At 62.2% G+C, this 15881-nt stretch carries 14 protein-coding genes; 6 read left to right on the plus strand and 8 right to left on the minus strand.

Annotated features, from left to right (window positions below; all coding sequences use genetic code 11):
* Positions 1-40 precede the first annotated feature (40 nt).
* The 6 genes from G3I17_RS37510 to G3I17_RS40190 form a co-directional block, all read right to left on the minus strand.
* The gene (locus tag G3I17_RS37510) at positions 41-382 is read right to left on the minus strand and encodes a hypothetical protein (protein ID WP_164603840.1); all 342 of its coding nucleotides are present in this window, start codon (positions 380-382) and stop codon (positions 41-43) included.
* A gap of 386 nt (positions 383-768) precedes the next feature.
* Positions 769-987 carry a hypothetical protein gene (locus G3I17_RS37515; protein WP_164603842.1) on the minus strand — a complete coding sequence of 73 codons (219 nt, stop codon included), beginning with the start codon at positions 985-987 and terminating at the stop codon, positions 769-771.
* Between the two features lie 199 nt (positions 988-1186).
* Positions 1187-1459, minus strand: coding sequence for a type IV toxin-antitoxin system AbiEi family antitoxin domain-containing protein (locus G3I17_RS37520; protein ID WP_164603844.1), 273 nt, complete (start codon positions 1457-1459; stop codon positions 1187-1189).
* 9 nt (positions 1460-1468) lie between these two features.
* Entirely contained in the window at positions 1469-1708 is a 240-nt protein-coding gene (locus G3I17_RS37525; RefSeq protein WP_164603846.1) for a hypothetical protein, read from the minus strand.
* A gap of 1326 nt (positions 1709-3034) precedes the next feature.
* Positions 3035-9625 (minus strand): PA14 domain-containing protein, encoded by a 6591-nt coding sequence (locus tag G3I17_RS37530; RefSeq protein ID WP_164603848.1) that lies wholly within the window; start codon positions 9623-9625, stop codon positions 3035-3037.
* 433 nt (positions 9626-10058) lie between these two features.
* The gene (locus G3I17_RS40190; protein ID WP_203591296.1) at positions 10059-11027 is read right to left on the minus strand and encodes a LuxR C-terminal-related transcriptional regulator; all 969 of its coding nucleotides are present in this window, start codon (positions 11025-11027) and stop codon (positions 10059-10061) included.
* 631 nt (positions 11028-11658) lie between these two features.
* On the opposite strand from G3I17_RS40190, the gene smpB reads away from it, so the two are divergent.
* From smpB to G3I17_RS37555, 4 genes are all read left to right on the plus strand, one after another.
* On the plus strand, positions 11659-12138 hold the full coding sequence (smpB, locus tag G3I17_RS41405; RefSeq protein ID WP_164603858.1) for an SsrA-binding protein SmpB: 480 nt from the start codon (positions 11659-11661) through the stop codon (positions 12136-12138).
* Between the two features lie 64 nt (positions 12139-12202).
* A complete protein-coding gene (locus tag G3I17_RS37545; protein ID WP_164603860.1) occupies positions 12203-12490 on the plus strand; it encodes a hypothetical protein in 288 nt (95 codons plus the stop codon).
* A complete protein-coding gene (locus G3I17_RS37550) occupies positions 12477-12905 on the plus strand; it encodes a hypothetical protein (RefSeq protein ID WP_164603862.1) in 429 nt (142 codons plus the stop codon). Before G3I17_RS37545 ends, G3I17_RS37550 begins: the two co-directional genes overlap by 14 nt.
* Before the next feature lie 87 nt (positions 12906-12992).
* Positions 12993-13520: a hypothetical protein gene (locus G3I17_RS37555; protein WP_164603864.1), complete on the plus strand. Its 528-nt coding sequence runs from the start codon at positions 12993-12995 to the stop codon at positions 13518-13520.
* A gap of 20 nt (positions 13521-13540) precedes the next feature.
* Here the strand turns inward: G3I17_RS37555 and G3I17_RS37560 are convergent, their stop codons facing one another.
* On the minus strand, positions 13541-14143 hold the full coding sequence (locus tag G3I17_RS37560; RefSeq protein WP_164603866.1) for a CGNR zinc finger domain-containing protein: 603 nt from the start codon (positions 14141-14143) through the stop codon (positions 13541-13543).
* A gap of 110 nt (positions 14144-14253) precedes the next feature.
* On the opposite strand from G3I17_RS37560, the gene G3I17_RS37565 reads away from it, so the two are divergent.
* Positions 14254-14958, plus strand: coding sequence for an SDR family oxidoreductase (locus G3I17_RS37565; protein ID WP_164603868.1), 705 nt, complete (start codon positions 14254-14256; stop codon positions 14956-14958).
* Between the two features lie 6 nt (positions 14959-14964).
* Complete coding sequence (locus tag G3I17_RS37570; protein ID WP_164603870.1) at positions 14965-15528, plus strand: TetR/AcrR family transcriptional regulator; 564 nt, start codon at positions 14965-14967, stop codon at positions 15526-15528.
* Here the strand turns inward: G3I17_RS37570 and G3I17_RS37575 are convergent.
* Complete coding sequence (locus G3I17_RS37575; RefSeq protein ID WP_164603872.1) at positions 15509-15811, minus strand: hypothetical protein; 303 nt, start codon at positions 15809-15811, stop codon at positions 15509-15511. The genes G3I17_RS37570 and G3I17_RS37575 overlap by 20 nt on opposite strands.
* Positions 15812-15881: the final 70 nt, after the last annotated feature.

Genomic DNA, 15881 nt, shown 5'->3' on the forward strand with positions numbered 1-15881 from the left:
CTCAGCCTCCCCAACGGCACCAGGGGGCTTGGTGTGGCTGCTAGCGCGGGCAGAACATCGGCCCGACCTGGCAGTTGTAGTTGTCCTGCTCCTGCTGCTGCCGCGCTCGCTCCTCGGCTTGCAGCTGGCGCATCCGCTCCTGCTGGTCATACTGCTGCTGGTTGGAACCGGAGGTGTCTCCACCCTGGTCGTCGGTGACACCCTGCGCCTCGAAGGTCGCGCATGCCTCCACGCTCTGCTGTGCCCAGTCAGGCGCACCCGCACCACACCCCGCGTAACCATCCGACCCGCCCGCATGGTGCTGCACGACCATGCCGGTCATGAAGACGGCGACCGCCGCCACCAGCACCAGGCCATACCGGATCAGTACCGACCGATCCATGAACCAAGCCCTCATCGCGATTCTTCCCCCGTTACTCCCCCCGCGTGTCGCGGCGTGCCATCCCTCGACTGTGAATCGGATCTGACCACGGAGCGTTACAAGGATCGGCTCACGAACGCATCACGATTACGGTGTGACGGTGACCTGCCGGATACCCTTCGTCGGATTCGGCACCCCGAACCCTCGTTGATCCACTGCGCCCCGGACATGCCGGTAATGGTCCGGAACACCGCATTGGTGTTGCCGGGATACACCTCGGCCGGGAACTGCCCCTCGAAAGGCGAGGTCGTCACTACGGCTGGCATGGCTGAAAGTCCTTACGTGCAAGGCAAAACGCTTGCCCTGCACGTGGCTGTACAGCACACCGCTCCGGCCGGTCGGCTCTGTCAGCGCCACCTGTCAGCCATCATGGCAGACAACTCCACGGCCCGATTGCGCTCAAGTACGGGATCCTCGTCGGCCAACAGTCCGAAGTCGTCACTGCACCGCAGCAGCAGGACCGCTACCGCGACGATCGCCGTACGCCGGTACCAATCCCGCTCGGCGCTCACGCGGTGCGCCTGGCGTCTATACCGGCCTTCTCGCCCGTCCGGCGCCTCAGACATCGTCGCCCTCCGCGTCGAAGTGGCCGGTGCTGTCGAGGTGGTGCAGGTTCTCGGCACGGCCATCCGGGTCCACCACCACGATGACGCAGGGGTAGCGATTCGCAGTCATGTTGCCCTGAGCATCGACCTCGATCTCGGTAACGGTTGCCGTCGGCGTTCGGCTCGATGTGGGTTGTCAGCACCTTGGGCTCGTCGCCGGTCACGGTGTCTCCTCGATCATCCGTAGGGGGTGTGTCCCATCTGTCCCATGTGCCCCTTTCGGGCTCATGCCCTCGTCCATTGGGATAGGGGCGTATAGACCGCGTGCCGGCTTCCGGATCGCCCCGCTTTCCTCGGCGCGGCTGAGGTACCGGCGTACGTCGCCGGTCTCCCCGAGTGCCTCCTCCACCTGCTTCAGGCTGATGCCGTCCGGGTGCTGGTTGACCAAGGCGACGATCGCTGCCATCCGGTCGCCCCGGTTCGCGTCGATCACCGGGCCGTCTTACATCTGCCAGCAGGGGCCGAACCGGGTCAAGCCAATCTCGCGCTCCTCGGCCTCGCGGCTGGTCAGGTGCAGAACCGCATCAGCCTGGCCACGAGCACGGCGCAGCGACATGACCACATCTGCCGATCCGGCGAGCCCGTTCGTGCCGGCCACGTCGTCCACGAAGTCCTCACCAACAGCCTTGCGGGTGTGGTGGCAAACCAGGATCGCCACACCATGGTGGGCGAACTCCTGCAAGCTGCCGAGCAGCCGGTAGTCCTCGTCATACCGGTTCTGGCCCGGTGCCCCTCGCGGCCGAATCTTGCCCAGAGTGTCGATACAAATCAGGCCGCACGTCTGGGTAGCGCTCGATGTAGGCCGCCATGAAGCCGAGCACGCTGGTGCCCTTCGGCAAGCGGGTCCCGTAGCAGAACTCCGGGGGCAGCGCCTCGTCGTCGTACACCAACCGAGTCCGTGCCTTCATCCGTCAGTCGCCGTCTTCCAGGGCCAGGTACAGGACCGACCCTTCTCCACCGGCTGGTTGCCCAGAGCAAGACCACCACGAGCCACGGCCCACTCGGAACGGGCCACGATAGACCGGCGAGGCCGGGCGATGCGGGGGCGTCGAGGTCGAAGAAGTAGCTGCGTTGCCGGACCAGGAAGTAGACGGACTCATAGGTCAGGCTGAAGCGGTCGGACACGGAGCTGGGCAGCGAATTGGTCTTGGCCCAGACCAGGTTGTTGCGCACGATTCAGCCATCGTCGGCGAGCGCCAATAGCAAGCGTTCTGGAGCCAGTAGCAAGCCCTTGGCTGGCGCGCCGTACTTCGGATGGCGAGAGAAGCTGTCACCGAGGTTAGGGAACAGGGAGCCGCTGGGGACCAGGACGCGGGCACCTCTTGCATGACCGCCTGGAGGTTGGCGACCCATCCGCCTACATCCGACTCCATGCCGAGCTGACCATCGGCGTGGTAGTCGCGCAGGGCTAGTACGGAGGCGAGGTGACCACGCAATCGACGCTGGAGCTTGCTAGCTGACTCAACTGGTCGCGGGCGTCCCTGATGAGGATGGTGTTTCGAGGTGTCGCCGTCATACATGCGCCCCCTGGGCGATGCGCGACACCGCCTCGTCAACAGGGCGACTCTGAACAGCGACCAACTGACGGCGGGCTACGTCGATGATGGCGTCTTTGCGCCTCTCAGACGGCCACGATTCACGTCGTTCTGCTCGCTCTCGTAAGCGGGCATCTCATATTGGAAACCCGATGAATTTCCCACTCCAAAAACACTTACGACCGCCCATCTGACAGAGCATGATAATCCGCTACCCCCAGCCATCCTGGCTAAGGGTAACGGATTAGAAGTGTGAGCACAAACGCGGCGGGAAATATTGCAAGAGGAGTCGCGGCGACTAGCAGTATGACCTCTAGGCCAATGAATAGAGCTACACCATAGCCAACATCAATTGGCCTCGATGATAGGGCAGCTCTTGCACCGGAGTTACCATAGAAAGTTGCGCTTGATATCTTACCGCACACGCATGCCCTAATAGACCTATCTGCAGTTTTCAACCTTCTTACCTCGCCTTATCGCTTCTTGACGAAGCTTTTAATCAAATACCTGCTTACATTATATAGTCCCCTTGGTCGAGATCTAAGAGGAACTTGCCAGAGTAGGCTGCCGCGCGCGGGGCTTATAAAGCCAGTGATCCCGCAACCCGTTCCTATGACCACTCCACACAGCGCCCCAGATGCAGCGTTCCTAGTAGATCTACCGGCCCATGAGATAGCGCTTCTGGACTTGTAACTTGCATTGCTCGATCCTTTCTGCGCCAATCCGTAATGTGCGGCAGTTCCCGCAACAGCAATTGTCGTCACCGCGAGAATTCCCACTCCAACTCCACATGCTACAGATGCGATACACGCTACTGTTGCCGCTGCAGCTCCTACCCCAATTGCCTTGTCGATGCCTTTATGTGCCCAGCCCTGAACCTTGTCGCTATTCCATAGGTATTTCCACGCCGATCTTCCATCCAAATCGAATTCATTAACTGGATCCGTGACATAGACGTAGTTATTAGGAGTCCCACCCTCCACTGGGTCAACAGATAGGAACCGGCCAATGCTTGCGATATAGACTCTCGCGCCCATCTGGGTTGGGGCGAGAGCTAAGGCCGACTCGGTGTCCTTCTCGTGTTGACCTACCCAGCCGTAGGTGGAGCCGGTAGCGGTGTTGTTGGGGCTGGTTGCTACAGGGTTGCCAAACGGGTCGTAGGTAAAGGTGCCGGTCTGAGCGCCGGAGGCGTCGGTGGTGGCCATGACGTCACCGTGGACGTTGACGAGGGAGAAGACTGTGCTAGCGGATCGCTTGGTGAGGAGGACGCCACCGGGGAGCTGGAAGTACTTCTCGGTGATATTCCAGTTGGAGTCGCGAGTGAAGTCCGGGGTATCGCCTGCACCAGTGAAGCCGTACCAGGTGGAGCTGGTGTTGGTGCCGCTAGTGAACCGAGAGATGATGCGGTTCTGGACGTCGCGGTTGTAGTCGACCTGCTCCTGGCCCCAGTTTTGGCTGATGCGGCTGTTGCGGTCGGACGAGTCGTAGGTGAACTGAGTGACAGTCCCGCCGCCCCAGCTGGTACCAAGTTGGGTGGTGTTGCCGTGGGCGTCGTAGACCGGCACATCGATCTTATTGGTGGAGCTTTGGGCTAGCTGGTCGGCCTGGTCGTAGCAGTAGGTGGTGGTAGCACCGTTGATGGTCTGGCTGGTGCGATTCGAGTTCTTGCCTGCGTTGGCGTTGTAGGCGCCCGAGCAAGCCGTTGGCGTACCAAAGGCGTAGGCGTAGCTATTGGCGCCAATCGTGGCAGCGGTCAGACGACCGGCCTTGTCGTAGCTATAGGCCTTGCTAGCGCCAAGCTCAGTACCAGAGATGATCTGGCCAGACTGGCTGCGGGTGATCGTGTCGGTTAGATGCGTTGTGCCGTTGCCCAGCGTGTAGTCGGTGCCAGTGGTACGGCCAAGGGCGTCCCGAGAGATGGTCAGCGCCTGGGACCCGGCGGTTGGGTATGTGACGCCCGACAGCCGCCCGTAGGCGTCGTAGCCAGGGGTGGCGATCACTACCGAGTCGAGCTTCTGGCTGGTGAGTCGGTTGAAGTTGTCGTAGACGAACACTTCTGCGCCGAGCGGACCGGAGCGGGAGCTGAGGCGTCCGAGTGTGTCGTAGCTGGTCGTGGTGGTGTTGCCCTGGGCGTCGGTGTAGCTAGTAGTGCGGCCCAAGAGATCGCTGGTGGTAGTGATGGTGCCGTTGGCGTCGCTGGAGCTAACCACGAACGGGTTGGCGCCGACCAACCAGTTGTTGGTGACGGTGCGAGCAGGAGCGCCATTGAAGGCCGGGATAGCAACCGTAGTGACGCGGCCGCGGGTGTCGTAAGTGGTGCAAGTCCAGGAGTCTGCGTTGTAGCGGGTAGCTACGACCCGGCCGGCGTCGTCATAGATGGTCTCGGTGGTGCGACCGGTCTGGGCACCAGCCCCGTCCGGGTCAGCTTCAGTCTTGAGCTTGAGCATTCCGGCTTGTCTGTAGGCCTCAGTGGTGCCGGTGGTGCAGGGGTTGTCCTTCGTATCGGTGGCGACGTAGTAGGCGTAGTTGGTGACCGTGCCACCAGGGAGAGTCTTGGACAGCTGGCGGAGATAGCTGCCCGGTCCCGGAGTCTCGTAGGTGCTCGAGCTGGTGTAGTTGAGACCAGTCGAATCGAGCGTGCTGGATTGGGCTAGGCCGAGCTCAGGGTTGGCGCCGTAGTTAGTGGTGGCGGTGACGTTGGTTCCTCCGCCGACGGCCGTGCTTGAGTCATACGTTGTTTGGCTGGTAGCCAAGCCATAGTGCGGCTTCAGGAACTGGCCAATGGGGATGTTGGAACCGCCAGGCGGAATGATGTTGACGTCGATGTGAGCATCGGTCTCGGAGGCTAGCTTGTTGTAGTAGTCGACCCGGATGCGGTGATACGAGTCGCCCTGCGTGTTCACGTAGGTGTGCGAGCCGGGGTTGTTGCGGAGGACGCCATCGTTCCAGTCGCCGACCACGAGCGTGTCATCGACGAAGAGCCTCAGACCGTCGTCTGATGCCGTCGGGAAGGTGTACGTGCCGTTGGCTGTCAGGTGAACATCCGCGGTGATGGTCATACCCCAGCCTTTGCCGGCGTCGACCGTGACGGGACTGGTTGTCCAAGACTTGTTGAGGTCGCCGTTTGCTACGCCGATGCCGGTGGCATGTAGCTTGGGCGCTCCCTCCAATACCTTGGTGGCGACGCCGGTACCATTAGTGGCGGTGCCAACTTGGAAGTACGCGACGGCTGCGGCTTGGATCGATCCGTCATAGCCGGTCTGGGTGTGTGGCATTTGAGCGTCGTTAGCCGCCAACGGCTTCCGGTCTGCGCCGAACCACGCACTGGGGGCCGGACCATACTGATCAGTCGGACGGTCGGCGTAGTCGTAGAGCGTGGCGGATTTGAGGCCAGTCGGATCCGTAGACGACAGCACCAGGTCCTTGCGCGGTGCACCATTGGCATCCACGTCCCAGGCCGTCGTAGAGGTCAAGTTAGCTATGTCGGTATCGGCAGTGGTACGGAACGTGCTGTCGTACGCCACCATCCGACTAAACCCGTTAGGCTCCGTGGCATTTGCAACATGGGTCTTGGTGGAGCCAATTTGGTAATCGTAGGTGTGTGCCTGCCGGGTCGCGGATGCCGTGGCCGCAGGCATAGTGATGCTGGTGGTCCGACCAAGCGCGTCGTAAACGATGTCGGTTTTCTCGTCGGTGTTTTGCGTTCTCAAGCCCGCCGCTATGGCGTCATTGGCCAGAGAGTCACGCATGCTGCTGAGGCAGCCAGGGCAAGAGTTCGTGCCGTTATCGGGTAGGTAGCCGTAGTCGGTGATCTCGCCGCCAGGAAGCTCTACCCGATATAGCCGCGGAATATTGGAGGGGTCGTTGGCGTAAAGGAACTTGGTGTACTGGCCGTCTGAGGTAGAAGCTCCACAGATCATGCCCGCCGGCGGGGCAACGAAGCCGCTTGGCACGCTCGGGCAGCTCGCGTCACCCGAATACCACAGCTTGGCCCATCGGTTTGGATCGACCTGATCGGTGATTTGCGTCAGGTGTGCCGGAGACCCACTGTAGGCGTATTGGAGCGCCGCGGGAGTGCGATCGTCTGCCGGGTTGGTGCTGAGCTTGAGAGTGCCATCGGAGTTAAAGACGTAGGTCCGGCCATCGCTGTCTTGCAGGGTAACCGTGCCATCGCCATTGCGGACCATCTGGCCGCTCTCGTTGACAGGTGGAGTGAACCCGCCATTAGCAAACTTATACTCGTGGGTCTCACCCGTTGAGTCGTTCAATACCACACTGTTCTGACCGATGACGGCGAAGTCGTAGCCCAGGTCGCCATCGGCGTCGATGCCCAAGTTCCAGCCGTCTGGCAACACCTGGGCCTTCGGCAGAAGCCAAGCACTCGGCACCGGAAGGGCCTTGTCGATACCTGGTCCATCGACGTGCAGACCGAGGTTGGCCGCACCGCCAACCTCCTTGAACTCAACGGTGATCGGAATCGTTTGCCCGGCGGTCATCGAGATACCACTGGCCGCCCAGACAGGGCTGGAGGTATTGGTCGACCAGCTGTCCACCTGGGTGCCGCCGTTGTTGGGCGCAATGATCTTGATGCCATCATCTGCCCACCCGCCAAACTTGTAGCTTCCGGCCTGAGGAGCCTTGAAGTACCCCTTCCACCGCACCACGAAGTTGTCCTTGGGACCGTTTGGTACGGGCGAATCGCCACCCCAGTTTGCCGAAGGTGTCGGGTCCGTGCGTGACAAGAACTGGGTGCTTACGTCCGTATCACTGGCCGGGAAGGTGCTGCCGGTGTAGTAGCGGCCGATCAGACCATGAGGCGTAGCGACTGGACGGACACCGGTCTGGAGCCAGTCGGTTGGAATCACCCTCGACGTGATCGAGCCGTCCGTAGTTTTTACCAACATCTGGGTACTTGAGTTGCCCGTCGCTTCGAAGTATTCAAAGGTGACTGGGACTACCTGGCCGGCGGACAGTGCTACCCCCGTGCCAAACGCGTTCGTCTGCGAGCCAGCCCAACCATCGTAGTTGAGTGTGTTGTTCACGTAGATGCGTGAGCCGTCATCGGAAGTCGCACCAAATTGGTAGGTCCCAGCTTGCGGTGCGACGAAGTAGCCGCTCCAGCGCGTCAAGAAGTTGTCTGTGGAGACGACACCGGTGTATGGGCTATTGCTGCCCCAGTTGAAATCAACATTGGGGTCAGCCCGCGTAATGGCTGGCGCTGTGCTCGGGAAGACGCGCGTCGCTCCCGGGTCGTTCCAATACTGACCGACGAGACCGGGCCGTGAACGCTGAGGCGAGTTGTAGTCCAGGCTGACACCAAGACTGCCGCCAAGTGCTGCGATGGAATGGGTCTTTGCGCTCGTCGTCAGGTTGCCCGTTGCCAGATCAACACTAACCGGCCCCATGCCGTCAAAAGCCTGGGTGCTGTCTTTGCCGTTACGCAGGTCGACCTTGAAGGAGTAGACCGGACTAAACGTCGTCGCCGCTCCAGGGTAACCATCTGACGTTTCAACCTGCCAATAGTAAGTGGTCCCGTCCTGGAGGACATTATCCGGCGCAGTCCAGCTCGGTGTGGTCGTAAATCCTGAGTTGGCCAGCTGGCCTCCTAGGCTCGTGCTGGTCCCACCTCCGGTGCCGGTCTTACTCGTGGCGATGGTGTAGCGGTAATTGATCGGCCCAATTCCTTCAGCGTCGGTATCTGTAGCAACCGTCGACTTGAGAGTTGGCTGGTTGGTGACAGAGATCCCGTCATTGGCCGGAGACACAACCGTGCTGGGGTTCGGCAGGCCCTCATAATTGAACCATACCTGGGTACGGTCGTAGGCAAACAACTTATATGAGTAGTAGTTGTTGTAGGCTTCTTCACCGCGCACGATTTGCCAGTTGCTGAGGTCGTTACCCTGGACCAAGTAGCGATACAGCGAGCTGAGGTTGATGTCGTAGCTCGATCCGTTCCACTGGTTAGTCGATGGAGCGTTGGGGTCGATACACCAAAAGCCCATGCAGTTGCCGCGGTTGACCTCAATGTAGTGACCGCTACAATTGCCGTAGCTAGGGGTCGAGCAGTTGGGCATCTCAACGTGGAAATTGGCTTCCACGACGTACTTGTTGGCCATGGGACTCAGATCGACGTGGTACATGAATCGCCACCACTTGTTGCTGACGCTGCCGGTGCTATTCCCGCAGCCTTGTCCCGGCCAGCAAACAAAGCCGTCCGACTTGTAGTTCACGTAGGAACTACTCGGGCCGCTTTGCGATACATAGGTTGGATCAACGATCACAGGGAACTCATCTGTTTTGAGCTCGCTCAACCACTTCTGACGGACGGCAATAGTCAATCGGTTGCCACTCAGTGATTGGATGACATATGGATCGGCTCCTACAACTCCCTGCTTCTGCGTGGCGACGGTTGGGGCAGCGATAGAGAAATCACTCAACTCGCCCGTCAGCTTAAACCAGCCGGGGCGATCAGGATCCGACACAATGCCAGTGCCGCTCATGTCGAAGCTGAAACTAGTGGCGGCAGCCCGGCTCTTAATGATGATCGCTTCTTTTAGTTCGGATCCGGTCACGGTGTAGGCCAGGTCGATGCCTTGCCAGACGTTGCGATAGGTGACTATCTGATCCTTGCCCTCGCCCGACACCACCGGCTTCACCGACTGCCCGCCGACCGGCTTAAAGCTCAATCGCTGCGCGGCCTTGATTAGTTCTACGCTGGCGTCGTCGCCGAATTTGCCCTGCCAAGCATTGGCTTTGCTCTTCCAGGTGCCATCAGCCGTATCCCGCACCAGGGTACTATCAATGTCTTTCCAGTGGCCGTTTTCCCGGTAGCTAGTAGCTTCCTCCAGGCTGTACTCCAGGGTCTTGGTTCCGTCTGCATTGAGATAGGTCTTTCGATTCCCGGTACGGTTTTCGTCTAGCGTTCTTACGTGACGCTTATCTCCAACCTTGCCATTCCGAGAGAGCTGACGATCCAGATCGAGTTGCTTCGCCAGTGCATCCGTGACCGGACTGGCCTTGGTGCCCACATCGACCGACGCATCGGCAGCCGGAGCGCCGGTCACCTGGACATCGCTAGCCAGAGGGCGCGGAATTCGCGCCTGCTGCTCATTGTAGGCACCACTAAGATAAGGAGGACCCAAGGCGAGGGTATGAAGCATAAGGGCGCCGACCATAAACGAATGTAACGAGCGACTGTTGATCGCGCGCCTTACGGCTTTGACAACCATTTGAACCCCCACGATGCAATATTGAACGCTACATGAGACCTACTGCCGAACCGCGGATGATGCTCCCGTCGCTCAATGTCCCGTGGTACGGGGGTTGCCAGCGTGATCCACGGACACGGTGCAGCGCTAGTAGACAGAGGTGGATCTTGAAGCACGGCAGACCTACAACAAAGTCGTATCTCGACGTGGATAGGCGGTCCGAGAAGTCGATGTCAGGCAGTGTGCTGATGTACAGCGACCAAGCCTGGACCGGCCCGGCGACTCGGAACTAGCCGTATGGACGGAGTTTGGCTGCCACCGCTGCGCGCTGCCGTACCCCAAACTTGTCCAGGACGTGAGTTACGTGGGTCTTCACTGTTGGCACCGTGATTCCCAGCTCATTCGCGATCTCCTCATTGGTGAGGTCGTCGGCCATGAGAAGCGCGACCTCCTGCTCGCGTGATGTGAGCTTGTCCAAGAAGATCTGAGCTTCAACTGACGGCCTCATCAACAGCTCGTTCATCTCGCTCTGCGCGCGCTCGCACATGTCCCGCAAGCCGCTGACCTCACGCAGTACAGCCTCCTGGTCGGATAGGTCGTTCTCTGTGATGCCGATGATCTTGCTGCGCAGCTGCTCCAGCCGGTGGCCAAACGCTTCGACGACATCTACGACAGACATAGGCCCAACGCTCAGGTCGCCACCGCCAAACAACCTGGTCTCCTGAGCGACATCCTCCCGTTCTCGCGCTAGTGCCCTGACCACACTCTCGGCTAGCCACTGAAAGGCTCGGGCGATCTCCTCGTTGTAGACGCCAGACTGGTAGCACTGCATCGAGGCGAGCCCGATAACAGTTGGTCCGTCGACGGACGGCTCAAGCAGAGGAACCGCGATGGCGTCACGGGACAGTCGTTCCTGATCGCCGAACGAGTGGCCCCGGTTGAGTAGCTGTCCGTCGTCCATGCCGTACAGATAGGGCTTCGCGTTCTTCTTTATCCAGGCTGCAAGCCGATCCGGTCCATATGTCTGATGCCCTGGAGGTTCCTCTTTCGGCGTGTCGAAAATATAGGGCAGGACCAGGTACTGGTTGTCACGGAAGAACGCCACGTAGAAGCTATCGACTGGCGCAATGGTCCCCATCGTCACCCGCCACTGGTTGTAGAGCTTGCGACGCTGGCCTGCAGGCAGGTAGCTCACCGTCCGGTATGCGTCACGGAGGATCTCGGCCAGTTGCGGCGAGAACTGATTGAGGTCAGACATCGACACCTTCCTCGACGCGCTCGAGGGGCCCGCCGCTGCGGCCCTTCTAGACACTGTGGGGGTGCAAATGGGAGCTGTATGTCAGATCATCCGCCAATGCAGCCGCCGGCGACAGCCCACGGGCACATCGCGGATGCTCAGAGGTCGGTAGCGTCGATGAAGTCTGGCTCATCGAAGTCGAAGGCCTGCGTGCGCTCAGAGCTGCGACTGAAGCGCTGTCTCAAGATCTTCGCGTGCGATGCCTGGCCAATCCTTGGCGGGAGTGTTTTTGGCGTCTACAGGCTTTTTCTGGAGCTTTGGCGCTGCTGGGCGCGCCATACGTTGTAGTGCCCTTGACTGGCGAACTTGCGCCCATGGCCCAGGCTGCGACCACAGCCGCACTGGAAGACAGGGACTTCCGGGCCAGCCGACGCCTCCCTGCCCGAACGAAGGGAAGCCTTGGCGCACGCTCTGTCCAGATCTGACCGGAATTGGGGTGTTCGTAAGACGTTCGGCTAGGGGCACCCACCGCGATGAACCTCTCCATGTAGCTCCTCTGTGGGTGCTCTTGGTCTTTCGGCGTGGTTGCTGCGGCTCAGGTGTGAGGGCCGGGGTCAGAGTGGTTGTCGGGGTGTTGGGGCAGAATTGGGGTGTGAAGAAGCCTGAGGCTGAGCCTGTGGTGGCGCGTAATCGCAAGGCTGCGCACGAGTACCACCTGGGCGAGTCCTGGGAGGCGGGGATCGTGTTGCAGGGGATGGAGGTGAAGGCGCTTCGTGCCGGGCGGGCGTCGCTGGTTGGCGGCTTCGCTCAGGTCGAGAACCGGGAGATCTGGCTGCACGGCGTGCACATCCCGCAGTACTCCCAGGCCCGCTGGTTCAACGACGGCTCACGCCGCAAGCGGAAGCTGCTGCTGCATCGGGCGCAGATCGACAAGATCGAGCGCAAGGTCAACGAGAGCGGGCTGACGATCGTCCCGGTGGTCCTCTACTTCAAGGACGGTCGCGCGAAGGTGGAGATCGCCCTGGGACGCGGCAAGAAGACCTGGGACAAGCGGGACGCGCTCGCCGAGCGCGAGGCGACCCGGGAGACCGAGCGTGCGGTCAGCCGCCGATTGAAGGGTCACCGGGACTGATCAGCGGTGCGCGCGGTCTGCGACAGCTGCGGAAGCGGCGAGTTGCTCACTGGACAGCGGGACGGTGAGCGCCGGCGGAGACCATCTGCTGCGGACGGTGATCTCGCACGTGCCGCGGAGGGCGACCACGTCCGGTGAAGTCGCGGGCGGCGCTTTCGAGCCTGGGCAGGTGAAGCTCAGCAGCTCGATGGTGGTTCGGGCATGGCCGGTCGAAGGACCTGGCGCCGAAGGGTCCAGCCTGACCGGCGACCTCATCATCGGAGACGGGCTGTACTGGACCCACTACGTGTCGGCAGGCACCGGCGCGGCGGGCCCCGACCCGATACGGATCGGGGGTGGTGGGGAAACATAATCGCGTTGGAGGAGGCCGATTACCAAGGCTCGGGCCAGACGCACACGTCACCCGGCGCAACCTCTACGCACTGTGCAACGATGGCGTCCTGCTGCGCTGGACCGTCGTCAAGGGCAAGTTGCTGAACAAGGTGTCCGCTCCCGGGTTCGCCTCGATGAAGCCGATCGTCAAACTGGTCCGCAGCACCGGCTGGCAAGGGTTCGAGGCGATGCACGCCCAGAAGTGCGGCCAGCTCGGCACCATCCTGCTCGGCATCGACCGCGACACCAAGTCCAGCTACCTGTACGCCCTCGGCCACGCCAACGGCAAGGGCACCGTCATCCAGTCCCTCGGCAAGGTCCCCGCCGGCTACACCTTCCCCGGCCCGGTCTACTTCCGCTGGAAGGGTCTCGGCACCCCACTCACCGGAGAGTGAAACAAACGGCGCCACCGGACCTGGGTGGCGCCGTACGCGCGGGAGGCCGCATCGCGGTGACTGGCGACGGTTCGGGAAGATGAGCACATGAACGTAGACAAGGACTCCCTGGCTGAGCAGGCGCGTCTCAGGGAAGCCGAGGCCGAGGCCGAACGCATTCGGCAGGAAGTCGAAGGTGCCGTCTCCGACCCGGCGACCCAGGAGGAATGGATTCGTCAGTCCAACCTGGTCTACGGCGGACTGGCGGCTGCCGGGCTGGTGGTGGTGCAGCCGTTCCTGACTGAGGACTCGCTCGACCCGGCGGCGATGGTTTGTGTCGTTGCGTTCGCCGTCTCTATACCGTTACTCGCCGCGCTTCTGGTGCTGAATCGGCAGGAGGCGTTTCGTCGTCGGGCGAGCAAGTCACCGTTCGTCGGGGTGGCCAAGGCAGTCGCACAGGGCTCGGCGTTCGTCGGCATCACGGCGGCCTTCTGGCACATCTCCCTCGTTGCGGGGATCGTGTTCCTGACGATGGGGTTCGTCGCGGTGGGAGTGCACTCCTCGGGATTCGTGCAGCTGGAGTACGACTCGAAGTTCCGCTCGAGATTTCGTCGCGGCAAGTCACCCGGGGAGTAGCCAACGCTGACGCCACGGATTTAGGTGGCGGGGGTCTTCTTGCGGGTGCGGGAGGCCCGGAGGTTTGTGATGTTGCCGCAGGTGCGGACGTTGTGCCAGACGCCGCTGCCGTTGCGGGAGGTGTCGTAGAAGGCGGAGCGGCAGCCGGGCTCGCGGCACAGCTTGACGCGGGGCCAGGTGCCGGTGCGCTGGGCCAGCAGGATCTCCGACCAGACGGCTGACGCGAGCCAGTCTGCGCCGGTGCCGACGGGGATCATGGCGACCCGGTCGAGTTCGTCGGTGACGAGTTGGACCTGGGCGCGACGGGTGACAACCGATGGTGCGGCGGCCGCGTCGGCGGCGCGCTCGTCGGGAGGGATCGCGAGCATTTCCTGCACACTCGCCTGGAGCTCACGCAGCGCCTGCAGGTCGGACTCGGGCAGGGTCGAGTCGGGTGATTCCAGGCCGCGATCGGCGGCCCACTGGCGACTGGCCTCCCGTAGCCAGCGCTGTGCAGTCGCGTGATCGGCGAGCAGGTCGGCTCCGTCGCGTTCGACGGCATGGGTGTTGACCAGATCCTGTACCAGCGCGAGGCCGCCCGGGCCTGAGCGTGCCTCGAACCTCTCGGTCGCCGTCCATGACATAGCCAAAGACTACTTGACTTCAGTCAAGGAAGCCAGCATGCTTGACAGAGGCAAATAGCCTTACGCCTCGGTCACAATGGGCCGAGCGCGCTCATCGAACGGAGTACGAGATGGCAACCGTCAGCGGAGCGACCGTCCTGGTCACGGGTGGACAGCGAGGCCTGGGCAAGGAGATCGCGCAGGAGCTGCTGCGGGCGGGAGCCGCGAAGGTGTACGTCACCTCGCGCACGCCGTCACCGGACACCGACCCGAGGATCGTCCCGCTGGCGTTCGAGCTGGAGGACCCGCAGGCCGCCGCTGAGCTCGCCCGGGTCGCTACCGACGTCAGCGTCGTCGTCAACAACGCCGGCATCATGACGTTCGGACCGCTGCTGCAGGACGATCAGCAGGAGGTCGAGCGCGTCTTCGGGATCGTGGCGTTCGGGCCGCTGCGCGTCGCGAAAGCCTTCGCGCCCGTGCTGGCCGCCAACGGCGGTGGCGCGCTCGTCAACCTCCACTCACTGACGGCATGGATCGCCGGCTTCCCCGGGTCCGGCGTGTACGGCGCCGCGAAGGCCGCCCTGATCTCGATCACCAACACGCTGCGGGCGGAACTCACCGCACAGGGCACGCAGGTACTCGGCGTTCAGCTCGGCCTGACCGACACCGAGCTGGTCAGTCAGATCGACGGCGCCAAGAACGATCCGCGCATTGTGGCCGCGGATATCGTTGCGGCACTGGAGAAGGGCGACTCCGAGCTGATCGCGGATGACTCCAGCCGGCACTTCAAGGCCGCGCTCTCCGGCCCGGTCGAAGCGCTCAACGTCTCGAGCTGAAACGGCATGCGCAGTACTAGTACGCAGGAGCGCCTGCTGGCCGCTGCTGACGAACTCTTCTACAGCGAGGGCGTCCAGACAGTCGGCGTCGATCGCATCGCCAAGCGTGCCGGCGCTTCCAAGAAGTCCCTCTATACGGTCTTCGGCAGCAAGGAAGCGCTAGTGCTCGCCTACCTCGGGGCACGGCGGACCGCCATCGAAGCTGCCATCACCCAAGGGCTGTCCCGCTTCGGTACTCCGCGCGAGCGGCTGCTGGGGATCTTCGAGGTACAAGGCGACGTGTTCGCCACACCGGGCTACAACGGCTGCCCCTTCCTCGCCGCCAGCGCGGAGGCGGCACCCGGAAGTCTTGTCGAGCGTGCACACGCCGACTACCGCACGTGGGTTCGCGCTCTGTTCACGGAGCTGGCCGCCGAGGCCGGCGTACCGGATCACGAAACGGTCGGGCGCGAACTACATCTGCTGTACGACGCCGCGAGCGTGGCGGCGAGTGCGGACCACGATCCCTCGGCGGCGACTGTCGCTCGCACTGCAGCCGCCGCCATCCTGGCTAGTTCTGGCCGGGCTTGAACTGGTCCGTTGCCTGGTCGACGACGCCCTCCGTGGGGACGTCGATGCCGGTGGTGCCGGCGAGTTGGTCGCCGGCCGTGTCGGCATAGCCCTGGGCGGATTCCGTGAGGCCCTCGGCGGATTCGGTGGCCTGGTCGGCCACGCCGCCGAGGTCCACGCCGGTGGCTTCGGTGACCTTGTCGGTGACGCCGCCGAGGTCTACGCCGGTCGCGTCGGTGACCTTTTCGGTGGCGGTTTGCAGTAGTTCGGACGCCTTGTCTTTCAGGCTGTCGAAGATGCCCATCAGATGACCCTTCAGTCGTCGTCGGCTAGGAGGGAATTACCCACCGTAACAAAGCGCTCCAAACGGTCGG

Origin of the sequence: Streptomyces sp. SID13031, assembly GCF_010548305.1 — a bacterium.
Taxonomy (GTDB): domain Bacteria; phylum Actinomycetota; class Actinomycetes; order Propionibacteriales; family Kribbellaceae; genus Kribbella.

What these genes read in the sequence shown, in the direction of transcription:
- G3I17_RS37560 (WP_164603866.1), bottom strand. Translation starts at nt 14,143, where the DNA reads ATGTCATGGACGGCGACCGAGAGGTTCGAGGCACGCTCAGGCCCGGGC.
- G3I17_RS37515 (WP_164603842.1), bottom strand. Translation starts at nt 987, where the DNA reads ATGTCTGAGGCGCCGGACGGGCGAGAAGGCCGGTATAGACGCCAGGCG.
- G3I17_RS37555 (WP_164603864.1), top strand. Translation starts at nt 12,993, where the DNA reads ATGAACGTAGACAAGGACTCCCTGGCTGAGCAGGCGCGTCTCAGGGAA.
- G3I17_RS37565 (WP_164603868.1), top strand. Translation starts at nt 14,254, where the DNA reads ATGGCAACCGTCAGCGGAGCGACCGTCCTGGTCACGGGTGGACAGCGA.
- G3I17_RS37510 (WP_164603840.1), bottom strand. Translation starts at nt 382, where the DNA reads ATGGATCGGTCGGTACTGATCCGGTATGGCCTGGTGCTGGTGGCGGCG.
- G3I17_RS37570 (WP_164603870.1), top strand. Translation starts at nt 14,965, where the DNA reads ATGCGCAGTACTAGTACGCAGGAGCGCCTGCTGGCCGCTGCTGACGAA.
- G3I17_RS37575 (WP_164603872.1), bottom strand. Translation starts at nt 15,811, where the DNA reads ATGGGCATCTTCGACAGCCTGAAAGACAAGGCGTCCGAACTACTGCAA.
- G3I17_RS40190 (WP_203591296.1), bottom strand. Translation starts at nt 11,027, where the DNA reads ATGTCTGACCTCAATCAGTTCTCGCCGCAACTGGCCGAGATCCTCCGT.